We start from the raw sequence: 17,120 nt of genomic DNA, 5'->3' as shown, positions 1-17,120 counted from the left end.
ATATTTAGTTCATATTTGATGGTGGCGATGACGGCTGTCGTGGCCCATGAGTCGACCGAACTGTCCGCCGTCGAAGTCCGCGCCAAGGCGGAAAACCTCGAAGGCATTGCGGCGTCAGGCAGCGAAGGCGTGGTTTCCAGCCAGCGCCTGGCCGCAGTGCCCATCCTGCGACCCGGCGAGGCGCTGGAAATGGTGCCGGGCCTGATCGTCACCCAGCACGCCGGCGACGGCAAGGCCAACCAGTATTTCCTGCGCGGCTTCAATCTTGATCACGGCACCGATTTCGCCACCTATGTTGGCGGCGTCCCGGTCAACATGCCGACGCACGCCCACGGCCAGGGCTACACCGATCTCAATTTTTTGATTCCCGAGCTGGTCGACCGTATCAGTTACCGCAAGGGGCCGTACTTTGCCGAGGAGGGCGATTTTTCGTCAGCCGGTGCGGCGCACATTGATTATTTTCGTCAGATCGAGGGGACGCTGGCGCAATTGACGCTCGGCCAGAACGGCTATGCGCGCAGCCTGCTCGCCGGTTCGCCAGAGCTGGGTGGCGGACATTTACTTTACGCCCTCGAACTGTTCCACAACGACGGGCCGTGGCAGGTCGAGGAGCATTACCGCAAATTGAACGGCGTCCTGCGTTACAGCCAGGGCACGCGAAATGACGGTTTTTCGATTACCGGCATGGCTTACTCCGGTCGCTGGAGATCGACCGACCAGATCGCCCAGCGCGCCATTTCCAACGGTACCGTCGACCGTTTCGGCTCGCTCGATCCGACGACCGGCGGCGAGACGCATCGCTACAGCCTGTCCGGCGAGTGGGCCAAGCGCAGGGAAAAGGCACAGAGTAAGGCCAATGTCTGGTGGTTAAAGTCCGACCTCGATCTGTGGTCCAACTTCCAGTATTGCCTGAATGCCGGCTGTCCGCCGGGCGACCAGTTCAAGCAGGCCGAACGTCGGCAGGCCGGCGGGTTCGCCGTTTCGCATGCGATGTTCGATCGCTGGGGCAATTTCGAAGTCGAGAACAGTATCGGCCTGCAGGGACGGGTCGATGATTTGAATCCGGTCGGTCTCTATGCTACCAGCGCGCGCGAAACGGTCAGCACGGTGCGCGAAGACAAGGTGACGCAGCGCAGCCTCGGCCTGTGGGCGCAAAACGAGATGCATTGGACCGAGTGGTTCCGCTCCGTCCAGGGCTTGCGCGCCGACACCTACGATTTCACGGTCGACAGCAATTTAGCGGCAAATTCGGGAAAAGCCAGCGACCAGATGGTGACGCCCAAGCTGGCGCTGATCTTCGGGCCATGGCGCAAGACTGAGCTTTATCTCAATTACGGCCACGGTTTCCATTCCAACGATGCGCGCGGCACGACCATTCGCGTTGATCCGGCCGATGGTGTGACGCCGGTGCAGGCCGTCAAGCCGCTGGTCCGGACCAAGGGTTACGAGCTGGGCCTGCGTTCCGAAATTGTGCCAGGCTGGCAGTCGACCGTCGCCCTGTGGCAACTCGACTCGGCCTCCGAACTACTTTTCGTCGGCGATGCCGGGACGACCGAAGCTTCCCGCCCATCACGCCGCTACGGGGTCGAATGGACCAATCTCTACGTGTTGTCCGACTGGCTGGCGGTCGATGCCGACCTCGCCTGGTCGCATGCCCGCTTCCGCGACCACGACCCGCTGGTCGGCGACACCATCCCGGGGGCGGTGACGACAACCGCCAACATCGGGCTGACATTGGATCACCTCGGCCCCTGGTTCGGTGCCGTACGCCTGCGCTACTTCGGGCCGCGGCCGCTGATCGAGGACAACTCGGTCCGCTCCGGCGCGTCAGCACTGACCAACCTGCGCGTTGGTTACAAATTCAGCCGGCGCACGCAGCTGGCGCTCGACATCTACAACCTTTTCGACCGCAAGGTGAATGACATCGAATACTGGTACGACTCGCAGCTTGCCTCCGAGGGGGCAGCGGTCGATGACCGGCATATTCATCCCACCGAGCCGAGAAGCCTGCGCCTGACCATACGCCATGGATTCTGATCTGTAATTATGAATTATACTTCCAGCGGCGCAACGATTGGAGTACCCTAACGGGTTTTCCCTAATACCTAAATCCCCAGGAGAATCCGTGGAAAAGGATCTGCGCGAAGCCGCTCTCGAATACCATCGCTGGCCCACCCCGGGCAAGATTTCAGTCCGCCCGACCAAGGGCCTGACCAATCAGCGCGACCTCGCGCTGGCCTACTCTCCGGGTGTTGCTGCGGCCTGCGATGCGATCGTCGAAGATCCGGCGACGGCCGCCTGGTACACCTCGCGCGCCAATCTGGTCGGCGTCGTGACCAACGGAACCGCCGTGCTCGGCCTAGGCAATATCGGCCCGCTGGCTTCCAAGCCGGTCATGGAAGGCAAGGGCTGCCTGTTCAAGAAGTTCGCCGGCATCGACGTTTTCGACATCGAACTGGCCGAGAACGACCCGGACAAGCTGATCGACATGATTGCCGCCCTTGAGCCGACGCTCGGCGGTATCAATCTTGAAGACATCAAGGCCCCCGAGTGCTTCTACATCGAGCAGAAGCTCAAGGAACGGATGAACATTCCGGTCTTCCATGATGACCAGCACGGCACCGCGATCATTTCCGGCGCCGCTATGCTCAACGGCCTGAAGGTCGTCGGCAAGAAGATCGACGAGGTCAAGGTTGTCGTCTCGGGCGCCGGCGCCGCCGCCATTTCCTGTGTGAATCTGTGGTGCGATCTCGGCGTCAAGCGCGAGAACATCACCATTTGCGACTCCAAGGGCGTCATCTATGTTGGCCGCCCGGGTGGCATGGACGAGACCAAGGCACGCTACGCCCAGAACACCGAGATGCGCACGCTGGGCGAAGCGCTGGTCGGCGCCGATATTTTCCTCGGCCTTTCCGCTGCCGGTGTTGTCAAGCAGGACATGGTCAAGGCCATGGCTGACAAGCCGATGGTCTTCGCGCTGGCCAACCCGACTCCGGAAATCATGCCGGAACTGGTCAAGGAAGTCCGCCCGGACGCGATCATCGCCACCGGCCGTTCCGACTATGTAAACCAGGTCAATAACGTCCTGTGCTTCCCGTTCATCTTCCGCGGCGCGCTCGACGTTGGGGCGACGCGCATTACCGAAGAAATGAAGATGGCCTCCGTGCGCGCCATCGCCGAACTGGCCGAAGCCGAAGTGACCGATGAAGTGGCCATGGCCTACCCGGGCGCCGATTTATCCTTCGGCCCGGAATATCTGATTCCCAAGCCCTTCGACCCGCGCCTGATCGTCAAGATCGCCCCCGCCGTCGCCCAGGCTGCCATGGATTCCGGCGTCGCCACCCGGCCGATTACCGACTGGGCCGCCTACCGCGCCAAGTTGTCCGAGTTCGTCTATCACACCGGCGTCGGCATGCGTGCCATCTTCCAGGCTGCCCGTCAGGCCAAGGGCAAGCGCATCATCTTCGCCGAAGGTGAAGACGAGCGCGTCCTGCGTGCCGCGCAGGTCGTCATCGAGGAAAAGTTTGCCCGACCGATCCTGATCGGTCGTCCGGGTGTCATCGAGCATCGCCTCGAAAAAGCCAAGCTGCGCATCAAGCCGGGTGTCGATTTCGATGTCGTCAATCCGGAATCCGACGAGCGCTACCGCGAGTGCTGGATGGCTTACCACAAGGCCATGGCGCGTCAGGGCATCACCCCGGCCATCGCCAAGGAAGCCATGCGGCGCAAGCCGACGGTGATCGGTGCCATGCTGCTCAAGCTCGGCTACGCCGACGGCATGATCTGCGGCATGACCGGCCAGTACAGCCATCACCTCGGCGTGATCAGCCAGATCATCGGCAAGCGCCCCGGGGTCAGCACGCTGGCGGCGATGAATTATCTGATGCTGCCGGGCCGCTCGCTATTCATCTGCGACACGCACGTCAACGAAAACCCGAACGCCCAGGAAATCGCCGAAATGACGCTCATGGCAGCCGAGCAGGTCAAGCGTTTCGGCAGCCATCCGAAGGTTGCGCTGCTCTCGCATTCCAATTTCGGTTCCAGCAACTCCGAGTCGGCCCGCAAGATGAGCGTCGCGGCCGGGCTGGTCTCGGCCATGTCGGCTGGCGAACTGGAAGTGGATGGCGAAATGCATGGCGACTCGGCACTCAATGAAGATCTGCGCCGTGAAGCCAATCCGGATTCGCCACTCAAGGGCGAGGCCAACCTGCTGGTCATGCCGAATATCGACGCGGCCAACATTTCCTACAACCTGATCAAGATGACCGGCGGCGAAGGCGTCACCATCGGCCCCATCCTGCTCGGTGCGGCCCGTCCGGTGCACGTGCTCACCTCGACCGCCACCGTGCGTCGCCTGGTTAACATGACTGCGCTGGCCGTCGTGGAGTCCATGGAGCGCTAAGCTCGGCACAACAAAAAGGCGCGGGAGGGAAACCTCACCGCGCCTTTTTATTTTTGGCCGTTTTTTCCGGTTGACCGTGGGAATGCAGTTTCTGGGGCTTTACTCCGTCAAACCGGCCAGGATCTTGCCGTGAATGCCGCCAAAGCCGCCATTGCTCATGACCAGGATGTGGTCGCCCGGCTGCGCAGCGATGACGATCTGGTCGACCAGTCGGGCCAGGTCATCCTCAACGACAGCGCGCTCGCCCATCGGTGCCAGTGCCTCGCGCGCATCCCAACCAAGATTGCCGGCGTAGCAGAAGGCCATATCGACTTCGCGCAAGCTATCCGGCAACTGCGCCTTCATCGTGCCCAGCTTCATCGTGTTTGAACGCGGCTCGAGCACGGCCAGAATGCGCGCCTTGCCGACCTTGCGACGCAGGCCGGAAACCGTCGTTGAGATGGCCGTCGGGTGATGGGCAAAGTCGTCGTAAACCGTTACACCACGGACTTCGCCGCGCACTTCCATGCGCCGTTTGACGTTCTCGAAGCGCGACAGAGCATCCAGCCCCTGTTCGAGCGGGACGCCGACATGGCGGGCGGCAAGCAGTGCGGCACAGGCGTTAGCCCGGTTGTGGTCGCCGGAAAGCCCCCAGACGGTGCGCCGAATCTTGCCGTCGGGCGAGTGCAAAACCAGTTCGCCACGGGCGTCGTCGCCGGTCACGCGATAGCCGTCCGGGGCGTTGAAACGCTCGACCGGCGTCCAGCAGCCGCGCTGCAAAACGCGGTCGAGGCTGGCCTCGGCGGCATTGGAAACGATCAGTCCGGATTGCGGTAGGGTGCGAATGAGGTGGTGGAATTGCGTCTCGATGGCTGCCAGATCGCTGAAGATATCGGCGTGATCGAATTCAAGGTTGTTCAGAACGACCGTCCGCGGCCGGTAATGGACGAACTTGGAACGCTTGTCGCAGAACGCCGTGTCGTACTCGTCGGCCTCGATGACGAAGAACGGTGTGCCGCCCAGTCGGGCCGAGACGCCGAAGTTCAGCGGTACGCCGCCGATCAGGAAGCCGGGATCCATGTTTGCGGCCTCGAGTATCCAGGCCAGCATCGAGGCTGTCGTCGTCTTGCCGTGCGTACCGGCCACGCCCAATACCCAGCGGCCTTGCAGCAGGTTTTCGGCCAGCCATTGCGGCCCGGAAACATAGGGCAGGCCCTTGTCGAGAATGGCTTCGAGCAGTGGATTGCCGCGCGAAATGGCGTTGCCGATCACGAAGATGTCTGGCTTGAGTGCCAGTTGCTCGGTGTCAAAGCCTTCGATCAATTCGATACCGGCGCCGCGTAGCTGGTCGCTCATCGGCGGATAGACGTTGGCGTCGCAGCCCGTGACCTTGTGGCCGGAGTCGACCGCCAGTTGGGCGACGCCGCCCATGAAAGTGCCGCAGATGCCGAGAATGTGAATGTGCATTTCAGTTCGAGCCGTTAGAATGGGGGCGATTTTACCTTGATCGAGTCCCCATGACCCGTCATGAACGGCAACGTACTAGCCCCGGAACACGGGCCAGCATCGCTAGCGCCGCCGCCCGCCTGATGGCGGAGGACGGCATTACCGATTATCACCATGCCAAAAAGAAGGCGGCCCGCCAGTTGGGTCTGCCTGAAAATTCAGCCTTCCCGGACAATGCCGAGGTCGAGGCCGAATTGCGCGCCTACCGCAGCCTTTATCAGGGTGAAGAGCATGAAGAGCTTGTCGCGGCATTGCGCCACACGGCGCTTGAGTTGCTTGATTTGCTCGCCGCCTTCAATCCCTACCTGACCGGTTCGGTCCTCGATGGCACGGCCGGCGAGCATTCGCGCATCGATATCCAGCTGTTTGCCGATAGCGCCAAGGAGGTCGAGATATTCCTGCTTAATCGGGGAATCGATGCGTCCCATGTCGAGGTGCGCAATGAACGGGTTGAGGCAGTGTTGCGCATGGAAACCGATACGGCCGACGCTGACCTCATCATCATGCCGCCAAACATGGAGCGCGTTAGCCTCAAACGTCACGATGGGCGACCGCATGAGCGCATCCGGGCTGATGTCCTGCGCGCCTTACTAAAGGAATAGACTGGACAAGTTGCAGCCATTTGCGGCAAACTTGCAGCTATGACGAAGCGAAAAACTGCTTCCAAGCCGGTCGAAAAGCCTCGTGTCCTAGTCATCCACGGGCCGAATCTGAACCTGCTTGGCACACGTGAACCCGAGCATTATGGCCGGGTAACCCTGTCGGACATCAACATGTCGCTGGCGCGCATGGCCGAAACGGCCGGCGTTGATCTGGAGGCGTTCCAGAGCAACCATGAAGGTGCGCTCATCGAGCGCATCCATGCCGCTCGCGAACAGGGGGTCCGCGCCATCATCATCAATCCGGCAGCGTACACGCATACCAGCGTGGCCTTGCGCGATGCCATCGCGGCGGTGGCGATTCCGTTCGTCGAAGTGCATCTTTCCAATGTGCATGCGCGGGAACCGTTCCGCCATCACTCGTATTTTTCGGACCTGGCCATCGGCGTCATCTGCGGGCTGGGTCATGAGGGCTATCTGCTGGCCCTCGAATATCTGCTTAACAAGCTTAATATTGAATAGTCCGGCTCAGGCCGGACACTTGTGCCCGACGGGCACAACATAGAAGGGAGTCTCCATGGATCTGCGTAAACTCAAGAAACTTATCGACCTCGTTCAGGAATCCGGTATTTCCGAACTGGAAGTGACGGAAGGCGAAGAAAAGGTTCGCATCGCCAAGCATTACGGCACCGTTGCTGCCGCTCCGCAGCAATACTATGCACCGCCTCCCCAGATGGCACCGGGGGCGCCGGCTGCTTCCGCAGTCAACCTTGATGACGAGGACGAATTGCCGGAAGGTCATATCGTCAAGTCGCCGATGGTCGGCACCTTCTACCGCTCGCCGTCACCCGGCGCCGAAGCTTTCGTGCAGATCGGCCAGACCGTCAAGCAGGGCGAAACTCTGTGCATCATCGAGGCCATGAAGCTGCTCAACGAGATCGAGTCTGATGCCTCGGGCGTGATCAAGGCCATCCTGGTCGAGAATGGTGAGCCGGTGGAGTTCGGTGAGCCGCTTTATGTGATTGGCTGATATGGCCATGTTTGAAAAGATTCTGATCGCGAATCGCGGCGAAATCGCCTTGCGTATTCAGCGTGCTTGCCGTGAACTTGGCATCAAGACGGTGGTCGTGCACTCCGAGGCGGACCGCGACGCGAAATACGTCAAGCTGGCCGACGAGTCGGTCTGCATCGGACCTGCCTCCTCGTCACTGAGCTACCTCAACGTTCCGGCCATCATTTCGGCGGCGGAAGTGACCGATGCCCAGGCGATTCACCCGGGTTACGGTTTCCTGTCGGAAAACGCCGACTTTGCCGAGCGCGTCGAGACTTCCGGCTTCGTTTTCATCGGTCCACGCGCCGAAACCATTCGCCTGATGGGTGACAAGGTGTCGGCCAAGAATGCAATGAAGGAAGCCATGGTGCCTTGCGTGCCGGGCTCCGAGGGCGAGTTGCCGGACGACCCGAAGGAAATCGTCAAGATCGCCCGCGCCGTCGGCTATCCGGTGATCATCAAGGCCGCTGGCGGCGGCGGTGGTCGTGGCATGCGCGTTGTGCACACTGAAGCGGCGCTGGTCAATGCCGTGGGGATGACCAAGCAGGAGGCTGGCAGCTTCTTCAACAATCCTGCCGTGTACATGGAAAAGTACCTGGAAAATCCGCGTCACGTGGAAATTCAGGTCTTGGCCGACGAATACAAGAACGCGATTTACCTCGGCGAGCGCGATTGTTCGATGCAGCGCCGTCACCAGAAGGTGATCGAAGAGGCTCCGGCGCCGCATATCCCTGCCCGCCTGATCGCCCGTATCGGTGAGCGTTGCGCCGAAGCCTGCCGGAAGATCGGCTATCGCGGCGCCGGTACTTTCGAGTTCCTCTACGAGAATGGCGAGTTCTATTTCATTGAAATGAACACCCGCGTTCAGGTCGAGCATCCGGTCACCGAAATGATTACCGGCGTTGATATCGTTCAGGAGCAGATTCGCGTCGCGGCCGGCGAGAAGCTGCGCTACAAGCAGAAGGACATCGTCTTCCGCGGCCATTCCATCGAATGCCGAATCAACGCCGAAGATCCCTTCACGTTCGTGCCGTGCCCCGGCAAAATTGAGTTTTATCACCCGCCCGGCGGCCCTGGCATCCGCGTCGATACGCACATTTACCAAGGCTATACCGTGCCGTCGCATTACGACTCGATGGTCGCCAAGGTCATCGCCTATGGTGACACGCGCGATCAGGCCATCCGTCGCATGCGTATCGCCTTGTCCGAAATGAGCATCCAGGGTATCAAGACCAATATCCCGCTGCATCAGGAACTGATGCAGGACGCCCGTTTCGTCGAAGGCGGCACGAGCATTCATTACCTCGAACAGAAACTCGCCGACAAGGGCGAAGTGAAGCTGTAAGCGATGGGCTGGCAAAGTGTCAGTTTCCTGACCGACGCGGCGCATGCCGAGCCGATCTGCGACGCCCTGCTCGAAGCAGGCGCGCTGTCGGCCAGCATTGAGGATGCCGATGCCGGTACGCCAGATGAGCAACCGCTTTTCGGCGAACCGGGATCAGTTCCTAGCTCGGGCTGGACGCATTCGCGCATCGTCGCCCTGCTTGAGCCGGATGCCGATATCGATGCTCTGCTCGGCGAGGCAATTGCGGCCATCGGCCTCAGTGAAGCGCCGGCCTACACGGTCGAGACGGTGGAAGAGCAGAACTGGGTGCAACTGACCCAGTCGCAATTCGACCCGATCCGCGTTTCAGAGCGCCTGTGGATCGTGCCGTCATGGCACGAAACGCCGGACCCGGCGGCGGTCAATCTGATTCTTGACCCAGGCATGGCCTTCGGCACCGGCTCGCATCCGACCACCCGGCTCTGCCTGGAGTGGCTGGAGCGCAACGTCTCCGACGGCTGCACCGTGCTCGACTATGGCTGCGGTTCCGGCATTCTGGCCATTGCCGCCGCCCGTCTGGGCGCTGGCCGCGTCGCTGGCGTCGATATCGATCCGCTGGCAGTCGACGCGGCCCGCTCGAACGCCGAGCGCAATGGCGTGGTCGCACTATTCGCTGATTCGGCCATGCCGGTCGCCGGCGAGTATGATGTTGTCGTGGCCAATATTCTTTCCAATCCGCTTCGCGTTCTGGCGCCGGCCATCTGCGCGCATGTCCGTTCCGGCGGACGTCTGGCCCTGTCCGGCATCCTGCGCGAACAGGCGGAAGAAATCATCGCCATCTACGCCCAGTGGCTACCGATGCAGGTCGCCGATAAGCGCGAAGACTGGGTGTGTCTGGAAGGAATCAAACCTTGATGCGGACGCGCTGTCCGGCCTGTACCACGGTTTTCCGTGTGACGTCCGAGCAGTTGCGCCTGAGAGCGGGCAAGGTTCGTTGCGGTAACTGTCAGGCCGTCTTCAACGCTTTTGACGAACTGGTCAGCGAGGCGCACGAGCCCTTGATCGAGACGCCTGTTGCCGAGGTGGCTGTACCGCAAGACGAACCGGCTTTCCCTGAATCTGATACGTCTTTCGAGGCGCAGGAAATCGAGGCGCCGGAAATTGAACCGGACATCGAACCGGACATCGAACCGGAAGCGGCGGTTGATGATTGGGCCGGAGATCTGCCGCCGGAAACGGTCGAAGAGCCTTTTGTCGAGCCGCCAATAACGGATCAGTTTGAACAACCGGTCGATGCCGCGCCGGAGGATATTCCACCTGTTGACGCCGAACAGTCCGAGGCACTGCTGGCTGTTGAAGCCGAGCCGATTCAGGCGCCGCTTGAAGAGCCACTTGTCGAGTCTCCCGAGGAGTCGACGCAGGCGGCGCGTCAGGCCGGGCTGGTTGCCGCGCGCGAACTGATCGACTCGGGCTCCTTCAACCGCTGGTCGGCGGGAACGCTGGCCAGTGATGGTTTGGGCGGTTTCGAGAGCGAATCGAATCACCGGGCGGTCTGGCCCTTCGTTCTCGTCGCGATTTTGCTGTTGGTCGGCCTGCTTGGCCAATTGGTCTACTACTTCCGCACCGATATCGTGCTGCGTTTCCCCGGCGTTGTCGGGCTGTACGAACTTGCTGCGGTGGACATTCCTCTGCCGCGGAATGCTGCGCTGGTTTCGATTGAAACATCCGATCTGCAATCCGATAACGCTCGCGGCCTGTTCGTGCTGCAAGCCACGCTGAAAAACCGGGCCGGCTATGCCCAGGCCTGGCCGGCGCTGGAATTGAGCCTGACCGATACCAACGATGCCGTGGTTTCCCGACGCGTCATGTTTGCCGCCGATTATCTGCCACCTGGCACGATCTCCGACACCTTTCCGGCCAACGGCGAAATGGCCGTCAAGCTGTGGATCGAGGCCAAGGAGAGCGGTGCCTCCGGTTACCGTCTTTATATCTTTTATCCCTGATCTGACATGACAACACTAATTTGCGGTTCGCTGGCCTTCGACAACATCATGGTCTTTCCGGACCGTTTCAAGAATCACATCCTGCCCGAGCAGATTCACATCCTGAACGTGGCTTTCCTGGTGCCGGAAATGCGCCGCGAGTTCGGTGGCTGTGCCGGCAACATTGCCTACAACCTCATGCTGCTCGGCGGCGAGCCGATGATCATGGCGACGGTTGGTGACGACGCCGCGCCCTATCTCGACCGCCTCGACAAGCTTGGCTTGGCGCGCACCCATGTTCGTCAGGTCAGCGGCAGTTTTACTGCGCAGGCTTTTATCACCACGGACCTCGACGATAACCAGATCACCGCCTTCCATCCGGGGGCGATGAGTTTTTCGCACCTCAACAAGGTCGAGAGCGCGAACGCCCAGCTCGGCATCGTTGCCCCGGATGGCCGCGAAGGCATGATGCAACATGCCCGTGACTTCGCCGATGCCAGCGTGCCGTTCATCTTCGACCCGGGCCAGGGGCTGCCGATGTTCAATGGCGACGAACTGCTCGATTTTATCAAGCTCGCCGATTACGCCTGCTTCAACGATTACGAAGCCAAACTGCTGTGCGATCGGACCGGTCACAGCCTGGAGCAACTGGCGGGCAGCCTGAAGGCACTCATTGTGACGCGTGGTGGCGAAGGCTCCGAGATCTACGCCGATGGCGTACGTCACGACATTCCGTGCGTCGTAGCCGACGAAATCCTCGATCCGACCGGCTGCGGCGACGCCTACCGCTCTGGCCTGCTCTACGGTATTGCCAACGGTTTCGATTGGCTGACGACCGGCCGTCTGGCCGCAGTGATGGGGGCCATCAAGATCGCGCATCGTGGCGGCCAGAATCACCAACCGAGCCGCGAGGAAATCGCCGGGCGTTATCTAAAGGCTTTCGGCACGCAACCTTGGTGATCAAGGCAGCGATGAAACATCGCTGTCATCTTCGGGCAAAGTGCATGTAACAACGCTCGTCCAGACTTGTTCTCCACGAATACAAGGAGAACAAAGATGGAAAATATCCATAAGGCGGCTGGTCGCAGCCGTCCCGAAAAGAAGAGCCTGGCTGTCGGCTTCGCCCGCAGCCAGAGCGATATCCTCGACGCGCAGCGCCTGCGTTACCGCGTTTTTGCCGGTGAAATGGGCGCCAACTTGCCGAGCCGCATCCCCGGTGTTGACCACGACATTTACGATCCGTACTGCCAGCATCTCGTCGTGCGCGACACGCAGACCAGCGAGATCGTCGGCACCTACCGCATCCTGACGCCGGAAAATGCCCGTCAGGTCGGCTATTACTCCGAAAACGAATTCGACCTGACCCGTCTGCAGCATCTGCGCTCGCGTCTGGTCGAGATTGGCCGTTCCTGTGTTCATCCGGATTACCGGACCGGCGCGACGATTACCTTGCTGTGGTCTGGTTTGGCCCAGTTCATGATCGAGAACAGCTACGACTACCTGATGGGTTGCGCCTCGATCAGCATGGCCGATGGCGGCCACGCCGCGGCCAGCTTGTATAATCGTCTGGCTGCCGATCACCTCGGGCCGCAGGAATACCGGGTTTTCCCGCGTTGTCCGCTGCCTTTGGCTGCCCTGCAGCAGGATTTGCCGGCCGAAACGCCGCCGCTGATCAAGGGCTACCTGCGTGCCGGGGCCTGGATCTGTGGTGAGCCGGCTTGGGATCCTGATTTCAACACGGCAGACCTGCCGATTCTGATGCCGATGGCCAAGGTTTCCGGCCGCTACGCCAAGCACTACCTGGGATAAGAACACTGAGCCAGACCAATTTAGCGATTCGCGCTTTCCGGATACTTCGCATCGTCCTGCTGGTGATCAGTGGGGTGCTTTTTTCGCTGTGCGTCTTCCCGCTGTGCAGCGAGCGCAAACGTCTGGCGCTCAAGGCCAGCTGGGCGGCGGCCTTGCTCGATGCACTCGGCGTCGAGGTCGAGGCCGACTTGACGCATGCGGTGCCGGGTGCCTTGCTGGTGGCCAATCATATTTCGTGGATCGATATCTACGTCATCAACTCGGCGTTGCCAGCGGCCTTCGTGTCGAAGGAAGAAGTCCGGCACTGGCCGCTGATCGGCTGGCTGGCGGCGAAGAACGACACGATATTTTTGCGCCGTGGCAGCCGTGGGCATGCAAAGGTGATCAACGAGCAGGTGGCTGATGTTCTGGAAAAGGGCAAACATGTCGCCGTTTTTCCTGAAGGAACGACCACCGATGGTCGGAGCCTGCTGCATTTTCATGCGGCATTGATCCAACCGGCGCTGGCCGCCGGGCGGCCGGTATTGCCGGTGGCGATCTCGTATTGGGAACTCGATGGCCAGCGTAGTTTGGCGCCGCGTTACGACGGCGATATTTCCATGGGGCAATGCACGGCTGCCATTATTGGCCGAAAACGGCTGATTGCCCGGCTGGTGACGACGCCGGTGCGTGGCATGAATGGTGAAGACCGCAAGCAGGTGGCGGCCGAGGCGCGCGAAGCTATCGCTTTAGCGGCAGGGCTTCCGTTGGTGAGCAATCCACTTGAAACACCTGCCGATCTTCGAGCCGGACAGCGGTCAGGTGGCCTCCCCACAGGCAGCCTGAGTCGAGCGCCAGCAGATTCGGCGTAACTTTCAGACCGAGTGCCGACCAGTGGCCGGTAACCAGTACGGCGTCGGCACTTTTCCGGTTCGGTAGATCGAACCAGGGCAGATGGCCGGCCGGTGCGTTGGCCAGCTTGCCCTTGACCTTGAACTCCATGACGCCATCCAGCGTGCAGAAGCGCATGCGGGTCATGGCGTTGACGATGACGCGTAGCCGCGGCCAGCCGCTCAGCTTGTCCGACCAGCCAGCAGGCTCGCTGCCCCACAGGTTGAGGATGAATTCGCGAAAGTTCGGGCCCTGAAGTGCGTCTTCGACCTCGCGGGCCAGTTCGCGGGCACGGGCTGCCGTCCATTGCGGCAGCAGGCCGGCGTGGACCAGGCAGTACTCGCCTTCGGTATGGCAGATCGGCTGGTGGCGCAACCAGTCGAGTAGCTCGTCGCAGTCCGGGGCCTCCAGGATTTCCTGCAGTGTGTCGTCCTTGCCGCGAAACTTGGCGCCGCCTTCGGCGACCATGAGTAGATAGAGGTCGTGGTTGCCGAGCACGGTGACTGCCGCAGGCCCGAGTGACTTGATCAGGCGCAGTGTTTCCAGCGAATGCGGGCCGCGATTGACCAGATCGCCGACCAGCCACAGGCGGTCGGTTGCAGGATCGAAGGCACAGCGTTCGAGGAGCCTCTGCAACGAGTCGTAGCAACCCTGGATGTCGCCGATGGCGTAAGTGCTCATTGCTACGGTCAACCGGAAAAAAAGGCCAAAATTGAAATTCCTGTTTACTCGACGGTTACCGATTTCGCCAGATTGCGCGGCTTGTCAACGTCGGTCCCCTTGACCAAGGCGACGTGGTACGACAGCAGTTGCAACGGAATGACGTGGAGAATCGGCGACAGCTCGCCGTAGTGCTCGGGCAGGCGCAGGATGTGCACCCCTTCCGATTCCGGGATCTCCGAGTCTGCGTCGGCAAAGACGTAGAGTTCGCCGCCACGTGCCTGGACTTCCTTGAGATTCGATTTGAGCTTGTCGAGCAATTGGTCGTTCGGAGCGACCGAAATGACCGGCATGTTGGCATCGACCAAAGCCAGCGGGCCGTGCTTGAGCTCGCCGGCCGGGTAGGCTTCGGCGTGGATATAGGAGATTTCCTTGAGCTTGAGCGCGCCTTCCATGGCAATCGGATAGTGGCGACCGCGCCCTAGGAAAAGGGCGTGATGCTTGTCGGCAAAGCGCTGGGCCCAGGCCTTGATCTCGTCTTCGAGCTCGAGCACCTTGTTGACGGCGACCGGCAGGTGGCGCAGCTGGTGAATGTAGGTGGCTTCCTGTTCTTCGCTCAGGCGGCCCTTGACCTTGGCAGCAACCAGCGTGAGCAGGAAGAGCGCGGCGAGTTGGGTGGTGAAGGCCTTGGTCGAGGCGACGCCGATTTCCGGGCCGGCGCGGGTGATGAAGCGCAGCGCGCATTCGCGGACGATGGCCGACTCCGGCACGTTGCAGATGGCCAGCGTCTTGGTCTGGCCGAGTGACTTGGCGTGACGCAACGCCGCCAGCGTATCGGCCGTTTCGCCGGACTGCGAAATGGCGACAATGAGCTGGCGCGGGTTGGGTACTGAGACGCGGTAGCGGTATTCGCTGGCGATTTCGACATTGCACGGCACGCCGGCAATGCGCTCCAGCCAGTAGCGGGCGGTGAAGCCGGAATGGCTGCTGGTGCCGCAGGCCAGAATGAGTATCGAGTCGACATCGGCCAGCAAGTTGCCGGCTTCGGCGCCGAAAATGCCGGGCTGGATGGTCTTGCTGCCGCCGACGATCTCCAGCGTATTGGCCAGCGCTTCGGGTTGCTCGAAGATTTCCTTCTGCATGTAGTGCTGGTAGTTGCCGAGTTCGACGGCTGCGGCCGAGAGCTGGGAAACATGCACCGGACGCTGGACCGGCGTACCGTCGAGGCGGGTGATCCTGACGTTGGCTGCAGTCAACTCGGCGATGTCGCCGTTTTCCAGATAGACCATGTTGCGCGTCACTTGCAGCAAGGCCGAGGCGTCAGAGGCGGCGTAGTTGCCGGTGTCGGAAACGCCGAGCAGCAGCGGCGAACCTTCGCGGGCGACGATGATCTTGCCCGGCTGGGTGTGATCGATGACGGCGATGGCGTAGGCGCCAACCAGACGCTTGCAGGTGATCTGCACAGCCTTGAAGAGGTCCGGCTCGGTCTTTAGCGTGGCCTGCACGAGGTGTGCGATGCTTTCGGTGTCGGTGTCCGAGGTGAAGACGTAGCCCTGGGCGGTCAGTTCCGTACGCAGCGACTCGTAGTTTTCGATGATGCCGTTATGAACGACGGCAATGCTGCCGGAAACGTGCGGGTGGGCGTTGCGTTCGCAGGGCACGCCGTGGGTGGCCCAGCGGGTGTGGGCGATACCGGTGATGGCCTGGGTGTTGGCCGAGGCGGCTTCGAGTTCGGCGACGCGACCAACCGAGCGGACGCGTTCGATGCTGTTGCCGGCGATGACGGCCAGTCCGGCCGAGTCATAGCCCCGATATTCGAGCTTCTTCAGACCTTCGACGAGAACCGGAACGATGTTCTTGTCGGCTGCTGCCGCGACGATGCCACACATAGCTGATCCTTAAACCTTGTAGTAATCGCGATACCACGCGATGAAGCTATTGACGCCTTCCTGGACCGGTGTGCCCGGGACGAAGCCAACCCAGTCGTTGAGCAGATCGGTGTTGGCGTAGGTGGCCGGAACGTCGCCATCCTGCAAAGGCAACAGACGCTTTTCGGCCTTCTGGCCGAGGGCGTTTTCGATGGCGCCGATGAAGTCGAGCAACTGCACCGGGTTGTTGTTGCCGATGTTGAAGACGCGGTAAGGCGCGTTACTCGTTGCCGGATCGGCGGAAATCGCGTCATATTCAGCGTTGACCGCAGCATTTTTGTCGAGCACGCGGATGACGCCCTCGACGATGTCGTCGACGTAGGTGAAGTCGCGCTGCATGTTGCCGAAGTTGAAGACGTCGATGGGGCGGCCTTCCAGAATGGCCTTGGTGAACAGGAAGAGCGCCATGTCCGGCCGGCCCCACGGACCATAGACGGTGAAGAAGCGCAGGCCGGTCGTCGGCAGGCCGTAGAGGTGGCTGTAGGTGTGCGCCATGAGCTCGTTGGCCTTCTTGGTCGCGGCGTACAGGCTGACCGGATGATCGACGCTGTCGTGCTCGGAGAAGGGCATCTTGGTGTTGCCGCCGTAGACGCTGGAGCTTGAGGCATAGACCAGGTGCTGGACCTTATGGTGGCGGCAGCCTTCGAGAATATGGGTGAAGCCGACGATGTTGCTCTCGATGTAGGCGTGCGGGTTTTGCAGCGAGTAGCGAACGCCGGCCTGGGCGGCCAGGTGGATGACCTTGTCGAATTTCTCGTCGGCGAACAGCTTGTCCATGCCGGCGCGGTCGGCTACGTCGAGTTTGACGAAGCGGAAGTTCGGGTGCGAGGTCAGGCGCTTCAGGCGGCTTTCCTTGAGCGAAACTTCGTAGTAATCGTTCAGGTTGTCGAGGCCGACCACTTCGTCGCCGCGCGCCAGAAGGCGCAGAGAGGCGGTTGAACCGATGAATCCGGCGGCGCCGGTAACAAGAATTTTCACGGAATTGCCCTGAAGAGAAGTTGCTGGATTTT

The 17,120-nt window shown here is 61.1% G+C and carries 14 protein-coding genes and 1 pseudogene; 11 read left to right on the top strand and 4 right to left on the bottom strand.

The genetic code is table 11. The features are described from left to right. The first annotated feature begins 27 nt into the window (after nt 1-27). Both KI610_RS18705 and KI610_RS18700 read left to right on the top strand, forming a co-directional pair. Nucleotides 28-2,037: a TonB-dependent receptor gene (locus tag KI610_RS18705; protein ID WP_226496445.1), complete on the top strand. Its 2,010-nt coding sequence runs from the start codon at nt 28-30 to the stop codon at nt 2,035-2,037. Between the two features lie 88 nt (nt 2,038-2,125). Further along, complete coding sequence (locus KI610_RS18700; protein WP_226496444.1) at nt 2,126-4,402, top strand: NADP-dependent malic enzyme; 2,277 nt, start codon at nt 2,126-2,128, stop codon at nt 4,400-4,402. 99 nt (nt 4,403-4,501) lie between these two features. Here the strand turns inward: KI610_RS18700 and mpl are convergent, their stop codons facing one another. Further along, the gene (mpl, locus tag KI610_RS18695; protein WP_226496443.1) at nt 4,502-5,848 is read right to left on the bottom strand and encodes a UDP-N-acetylmuramate:L-alanyl-gamma-D-glutamyl-meso-diaminopimelate ligase; all 1,347 of its coding nucleotides are present in this window, start codon (nt 5,846-5,848) and stop codon (nt 4,502-4,504) included. A gap of 50 nt (nt 5,849-5,898) precedes the next feature. On the opposite strand from mpl, the gene KI610_RS18690 reads away from it, so the two are divergent. The 9 genes and pseudogenes from KI610_RS18690 to KI610_RS18650 all read left to right on the top strand — a co-directional run. Continuing rightward, nucleotides 5,899-6,489 carry a hypothetical protein gene (locus tag KI610_RS18690; RefSeq protein ID WP_226496442.1) on the top strand — a complete coding sequence of 197 codons (591 nt, stop codon included), beginning with the start codon at nt 5,899-5,901 and terminating at the stop codon, nt 6,487-6,489. A 39-nt stretch (nt 6,490-6,528) separates the two neighbouring features. Continuing rightward, nucleotides 6,529-7,008, top strand: a complete 480-nt coding sequence (gene aroQ / locus KI610_RS18685; protein WP_226496441.1) for a type II 3-dehydroquinate dehydratase — start codon at nt 6,529-6,531, stop codon at nt 7,006-7,008. A 55-nt stretch (nt 7,009-7,063) separates the two neighbouring features. Then, nucleotides 7,064-7,516 carry an acetyl-CoA carboxylase biotin carboxyl carrier protein gene (gene accB / locus KI610_RS18680; protein WP_226496440.1) on the top strand — a complete coding sequence of 151 codons (453 nt, stop codon included), beginning with the start codon at nt 7,064-7,066 and terminating at the stop codon, nt 7,514-7,516. A 7-nt stretch (nt 7,517-7,523) separates the two neighbouring features. Continuing rightward, on the top strand, nt 7,524-8,882 hold the full coding sequence (gene accC / locus KI610_RS18675; protein WP_226496439.1) for an acetyl-CoA carboxylase biotin carboxylase subunit: 1,359 nt from the start codon (nt 7,524-7,526) through the stop codon (nt 8,880-8,882). Nucleotides 8,883-8,885: 3 nt separating this feature from the next. Beyond that, the gene (gene prmA, locus KI610_RS18670; protein WP_226496438.1) at nt 8,886-9,776 is read left to right on the top strand and encodes a 50S ribosomal protein L11 methyltransferase; all 891 of its coding nucleotides are present in this window, start codon (nt 8,886-8,888) and stop codon (nt 9,774-9,776) included. Beyond that, the gene (locus KI610_RS18665) at nt 9,776-10,864 is read left to right on the top strand and encodes a DUF3426 domain-containing protein (RefSeq protein ID WP_226498578.1); all 1,089 of its coding nucleotides are present in this window, start codon (nt 9,776-9,778) and stop codon (nt 10,862-10,864) included. The genes prmA and KI610_RS18665 overlap by 1 nt, the downstream gene beginning before the upstream one ends. 6 nt (nt 10,865-10,870) lie before the next feature. Further along, nucleotides 10,871-11,803, top strand: a complete 933-nt coding sequence (locus tag KI610_RS18660) for a carbohydrate kinase family protein (RefSeq protein ID WP_226496437.1) — start codon at nt 10,871-10,873, stop codon at nt 11,801-11,803. A gap of 96 nt (nt 11,804-11,899) precedes the next feature. After that, complete coding sequence (locus KI610_RS18655; protein ID WP_226496436.1) at nt 11,900-12,652, top strand: GNAT family N-acetyltransferase; 753 nt, start codon at nt 11,900-11,902, stop codon at nt 12,650-12,652. 62 nt (nt 12,653-12,714) lie between these two features. Continuing rightward, nucleotides 12,715-13,134, top strand: a pseudogene (locus KI610_RS18650) (lysophospholipid acyltransferase family protein); the annotation flags it as partial. Nucleotides 13,135-13,372: 238 nt separating this feature from the next. On the opposite strand, the gene KI610_RS18645 reads toward KI610_RS18650, so the two are convergent. From KI610_RS18645 to KI610_RS18635, 3 genes are read right to left on the bottom strand one after another with little or no spacing between them, the layout of a single operon-like run. Beyond that, entirely contained in the window at nt 13,373-14,203 is an 831-nt protein-coding gene (locus KI610_RS18645) for a symmetrical bis(5'-nucleosyl)-tetraphosphatase (RefSeq protein WP_226496435.1), read from the bottom strand. 44 nt (nt 14,204-14,247) lie between these two features. Next, nucleotides 14,248-16,071: a glutamine--fructose-6-phosphate transaminase (isomerizing) gene (gene glmS / locus KI610_RS18640; RefSeq protein WP_226496434.1), complete on the bottom strand. Its 1,824-nt coding sequence runs from the start codon at nt 16,069-16,071 to the stop codon at nt 14,248-14,250. Nucleotides 16,072-16,080: 9 nt separating this feature from the next. Then, nucleotides 16,081-17,088 (bottom strand): NAD-dependent epimerase, encoded by a 1,008-nt coding sequence (locus KI610_RS18635; protein ID WP_226496433.1) that lies wholly within the window; start codon nt 17,086-17,088, stop codon nt 16,081-16,083. Nucleotides 17,089-17,120 lie beyond the last annotated feature (32 nt).

Source organism: Ferribacterium limneticum, assembly GCF_020510565.1.
Classification (GTDB): Bacteria; Pseudomonadota; Gammaproteobacteria; order Burkholderiales; family Rhodocyclaceae; genus Azonexus; species Azonexus limneticus_B.
This window is presented reverse-complemented; position numbering and strand designations above follow the sequence as displayed.